This is a genomic window from Mesorhizobium sp. M1A.F.Ca.IN.020.06.1.1, from assembly GCF_004023265.1.
In the GTDB taxonomy this organism is placed as follows: Bacteria; Pseudomonadota; Alphaproteobacteria; order Rhizobiales; family Rhizobiaceae; genus Mesorhizobium.
In genome coordinates this window covers 1-4,545 of sequence record NZ_RZSR01000466.1, presented here as the reverse complement: position 1 = coordinate 4,545, position 4,545 = coordinate 1, and the positions used below count along the sequence as shown (strand labels likewise).

Genomic DNA, 4,545 nt, shown 5'->3' with positions numbered 1-4,545 from the left:
GAACAGCACCGGGATGATCGAGCCGAAGATGCCGCCCAGAATGAACTGACCTTCGGCGCCGATGTTCCAGATGTTGGCCTTGTAGCAAACCGACAGGCCGACGGCGATCAGGATCAGCGGCGCCGCCTTGATGGCCAGTTCATGCAGTTGCCAGACCTCGCTGATCGGCTGAACAAAGTAGACATTGAACGCATTGAGCGGATTGACGCCGAGCAACGCGAACATGATGGCGCCGGCAATCATCGTCAGCGCGAAGGCGATGAAGGGCGAGAGCACCGAAAACAGCGCCGAGCGCTGCGGGCGTTTGACCAGTTCGAGGCGCATCATGCCGTCTCCATGCTGTGTTCGGCGTGGCCGGGCTCGGCGCCGCCCATCAACAGGCCAATCCTCTCGAAGGTGGCTTCGGCGATCGGCAGCGGCGCGGACAATTCGCCGTTGTGCATGACCGCGATCGCGTCCGACAGCTCGAACAATTCGTCGAGGTCCTGGCTGATGACCAGAACCGCCGAGCCGCTGCGGGCAAGCTCGATCAGCGCCTGGCGGATATGGGCGGCGGCACCGGCGTCGACGCCCCAGGTCGGCTGGTTGACGACCATCACGCTCGGCTTGCGGTCGAGCTCGCGGCCGACGATGAACTTCTGCAGATTGCCGCCGGACAGCGCCGCGGCCTCCGGATCGGGAGCGCTCTTGCGCACGTCCATCGCGGCAATGATGCGCTGGGCGGCGCTGTAGACGGAAGCGTTCCTGACCATGCCGCCGGAGCCGACGAAGGACTTGCCGTCGGTGGCATGGCGCGACAGCAAAAGGTTCTCCGAAAGCTTCATCCGCGGCGCCGCGCCGTGACCGAGCCGTTCCTCCGGCACGAAGGCGGCGCCCATCAGCCGCCGGCCGGTGATCGACACGCCGCCCGCATCCTTGCCGCGGATGCGCACGGAACTGGGAACCTGCTGTAGCACCTCACCGGAGACGGATTCGAAAAACTCGCCCTGGCCGTTGCCGGCGACACCGGCGATGCCGATCACCTCGCCGGCACGTACCGAAAGATTGATGTTCTTGAGCGGAATGGCGAACGGCGTCGCCGGCTTGCGGGTAAGCCCGCGGATCTCCAGCAATGCCGGCGCGGTCTCGATGCCCTTGGCCGGCGCGCGCACCACTGCCTTGACCTCATTGCCGACCATCATGCGGGCTAGCGACGCGGCCGTCTCCTGGCGCGGGTTGCAGTGGCCGACGACCTTGCCGTGGCGCAGCACCGTGGCGCGATCGCAGATGCGTTTGACCTCTTCCAGCCGGTGCGAGATGTAAAGGATCGACTTGCCTTCAGCGCGAAGCCGCTCCAGCGTTTCGAACAGCTTGTCGGCTTCCTGAGGCGTCAGCACCGAAGTCGGCTCGTCGAGGATGATGAGTTGGGGCGTCTGTAAGAGGCAACGGATGATCTCGATGCGCTGGCGCTCGCCGACGGAAAGATCGCCGACCAGCGATTCCGGATCGAGCGGCAGGCCGTAGCTGTAGGAGAGCGCCCGCGCCTTCGCGGCAATCGCGCTGATCGGCGAGCCGTCGTTCAGCGAAAGCGCGATGTTCTCGGCCGCCGTCAGCGCCTCGAAAAGCGAGAAATGCTGGAACACCATGCCGATGCCAAGCTTCTTGGCGAGGCCGGGGCTGGTGATCCTGACGGCTTGGCCGTTCCAGGAAATTTCACCCGAATTCGGTTCCAGCGAGCCGAACAGCATCTTCACCAGCGTCGACTTGCCGGCGCCGTTCTCGCCGAGCAGGGCGTGAATCTCGCCCTTCGCGATGTTGAGGTCGATATGGTTGCACGCCGTCAGCGTGCCGAAAATCTTCGTAAGGCCACGAACCTCCAGCAGGTTCGCCCTGTCATGATTTGCACTCACAGTGCCTCCCATCCAGTTACCCGGATATGTTCTGTGTTCCCGCTGGTATCGTATGCGCGGCCGACTTCGGTCGGAAAGCGGCACGCAACTTGAAAGAGCTTCAAGAATTCCAGCGGAAACTCAAGGGGTAAGATAGGCCTGTTCAGGGCAAGAGCGAAACCAGTAAGCTTGTCGGGGAAACCACTGCCTTGAGGCGCGGCAAGGCGCTGAAAAACAAGGCAGCCGGCTTAGGGGATGAGGATGGTTGTGCCCGTCGTCTTGCGGCCCTCGAGATCGGACTGCGCTTGTGCCGCGTCCTTCAGCGCGTAGCGCTGGTTGATCTTGATCTCGACGGCGCCGCTCAGCACTACCTCGAACAGCGCTTGCGCCGAGGCCACAAGGTCCTCGCGTTTGGCGTTGTAGACGAAGATTGTCGGGCGGGTCGCATAGAGCGAGCCTTTCTGCGCCAGAAGCGACATCGGGAAAGGCGGGATCGGCCCGGACGACTGGCCGAAGCTGACAAACATGCCAAGCGGCCTCAGGCAGTCGAGCGAAGCGGGAAAAGTGTCGTTGCCGACGGAATCATAGACGACGTCGCACTTTTTGCCGCCGGTGATGGCAGCGACGCCGGCGACGAAATCCTGCTCCTTGTAATTGATGACATGGTCGAAGCCATGTGCCTTGGCGAGCTCGACCTTGTCGACGGAGCTCGCCGTGCCGATCACCGTCGCGCCGAGATGCTTTGCCCATTGGCCCAGGATCAGGCCGACACCGCCGGCCGCGGCATGGTAGAGGATCGTGTCGCCCGCCTTCACCTTAAAGGTGCGGCGCAGCAGATATTCGGCCGTCATGCCTTTCAGCATCATGGCCGCCGCCTGCTCGTCGCTGATGCCGTTCGGCACCTTTACCACGCGGTCGGCGGCGATCACGCGTTCTTCCGAATAGGCGCCGACATTGACTGCATAGGCGATGCGATCGCCGGGCTGCAGCCAGTCGACGCCGGCGCCAACGGCCAGCACCACGCCCGCCGCCTCGCCGCCCGGGACCAGCGGAAAGCCGCCGGGCGGCGCGTAGAGGCCCGAGCGATGGTAGATGTCGATGAAGTTGAGTCCGATCGCGGTATGCCTGATCAGAATCTGCCCGGCGCCTGGCTGGCCGGGATCTGAATCCTCATAGGTCAGGACCTCGGGGCCGCCATGGGCGTGAATGCGGATCGCTTTGGACATTGCTCAACTTTCTCGGAAAAGGACGGAAGGTGGATATCGAGTCAGGATTTCCTGGCGCCAAGATTGGGGAACATCTGCATGATGCCCCCGATGCAGGCGAGATAGAGCCCGGTAACCGTAATGCCGGCCTTGGTGAAGATGCTGACCTGCTCGCTCAGAACCCCGATCTTGTCATAGAACGAGGCAAGTGCGGCCTGTGCCAATGCAAGCGCGCCGAAGGCGCACCATAACAGCGTCATGCCGAGATTGATCGGCCTGAGCCGCACCACCCGTACCGGATGGATGAAGTTGATCGGCAGGAAGGTGAGAATACCGGCGACCACGACCACGGCGAAGGAAACCCACTGCCCCGGCTCGATGACAAAGAGCGTGAACACCACCATGTTCCAGACGACCGGGAACCCCTTGAAGAAGTTCTCCTTCGTCTTCATGCCGGTGTCGGCGTAGTAGATCGCGCTGGAGACGACGATGATCGCCGCCGACAGGAACGACAGGTTCTCGCCCATCAAGCCGCGCTGGTAGAGCGCGAAGGCCGGAATAAGCACGTAGGTCACGTAGTCGATGATGTTGTCGAGGAGCTCGCCCGACCATGTCGGCAGGATCTCCTTGACTTCGAGCTTCCTGGCGATCGGGCCGTCGATGCCGTCGACGAAGAGCGCCAGCCCGAGCCACCAGAACATTGCCGTCCAACGTCCCTCGCTCGCCGCCACCAGCGACAGGAAGGCGAGGAACGAGCCGGACGCAGTCAGCAGGTGCACGGAAAAAGCCCGCGCCTGCGGCCACGTCACTTTCTTCTTCGGCCGCGGAATCCGCTCCGCGATTTTCTTGGCCGCATTCCGGGCCGCTGTGTTCTTGCTCACGGGCCTCGCCAATCCAGCTTGCATATCTCGGCCGAACGGCCGGCGAAATTCCAATTGCGGCCGAAGGCGCGCATCTTGCTCTTGTCCGACTTCGCCACGATGATTTCCGGTGCGATCCAGTATTCGGAATTGGTAATGACGGTGTCTTTGTCGCGGTCCTTGCCGGGTATCGGCGTCACCGCGCCGTCGATAATCCGCGGTATCTGGAAAACGCGCGTCCTATCACGCGTCTCATAGGTGATCGGCACCTGTTCCACGCCAAGGAAGTTTCCAACAAGAATCGACAGTAGCGAAGTGGTCCCGCCCGCCTTGCCGGTGAAGATTTTTGTCAGGGCCTTCACGGCATAGATGGAGGCGCGCTTGTCGATGAACAGGCCGGCGCTCCAGTTGCCGCGGCTCATATAGCCCGGGATTTCCATGACCAGACCAAGATTAAGGCCGGAAAGATCGACCTCGCCGAAATGGCCGGCGTCGATGCGGAACCCGGCCCACGTCTGGCAATAGCCTTCGGTCGGCGGATGGCTGCCGAGCGACAGAACGCAGGGGCAGAAAACCGTGCAATTGCAGGAGAGTACCAGCTCTCCCTTCATC

The 4,545-nt window shown here is 62.5% G+C and carries 4 protein-coding genes and 1 pseudogene; all 5 read right to left on the bottom strand.

The genetic code is table 11. The features are described 5' to 3' along the window. Positions 1-327: pseudogene (locus tag EOA60_RS19885) on the bottom strand (ABC transporter permease); the annotation flags it as partial. Continuing rightward, positions 324-1,901, bottom strand: a complete 1,578-nt coding sequence (locus tag EOA60_RS19880) for an ABC transporter ATP-binding protein (RefSeq protein WP_164748300.1) — start codon at positions 1,899-1,901, stop codon at positions 324-326. The pseudogene EOA60_RS19885 and the gene EOA60_RS19880, both read right to left, overlap by 4 nt. Before the next feature lie 215 nt (positions 1,902-2,116). Then, positions 2,117-3,094 carry a quinone oxidoreductase gene (locus EOA60_RS19875; protein WP_095825410.1) on the bottom strand — a complete coding sequence of 326 codons (978 nt, stop codon included), beginning with the start codon at positions 3,092-3,094 and terminating at the stop codon, positions 2,117-2,119. 41 nt (positions 3,095-3,135) lie between these two features. After that, positions 3,136-3,954: a phosphatidylcholine synthase gene (gene pcsA, locus EOA60_RS19870; RefSeq protein WP_066989933.1), complete on the bottom strand. Its 819-nt coding sequence runs from the start codon at positions 3,952-3,954 to the stop codon at positions 3,136-3,138. Then, positions 3,951-4,544, bottom strand: a complete 594-nt coding sequence (locus tag EOA60_RS19865; protein ID WP_128311771.1) for a DUF1326 domain-containing protein — start codon at positions 4,542-4,544, stop codon at positions 3,951-3,953. The genes pcsA and EOA60_RS19865 overlap by 4 nt, the downstream gene beginning before the upstream one ends. Position 4,545: the final 1 nt, after the last annotated feature.

Excerpts from the sequence above, each read along its gene's own strand:
- EOA60_RS19880 (WP_164748300.1), bottom strand. The coding sequence starts at position 1,901 with ATGGGAGGCACTGTGAGTGCAAATCATGACAGGGCGAACCTGCTGGAG.
- EOA60_RS19875 (WP_095825410.1), bottom strand. The coding sequence starts at position 3,094 with ATGTCCAAAGCGATCCGCATTCACGCCCATGGCGGCCCCGAGGTCCTG.
- EOA60_RS19865 (WP_128311771.1), bottom strand. The coding sequence starts at position 4,544 with ATGAAGGGAGAGCTGGTACTCTCCTGCAATTGCACGGTTTTCTGCCCC.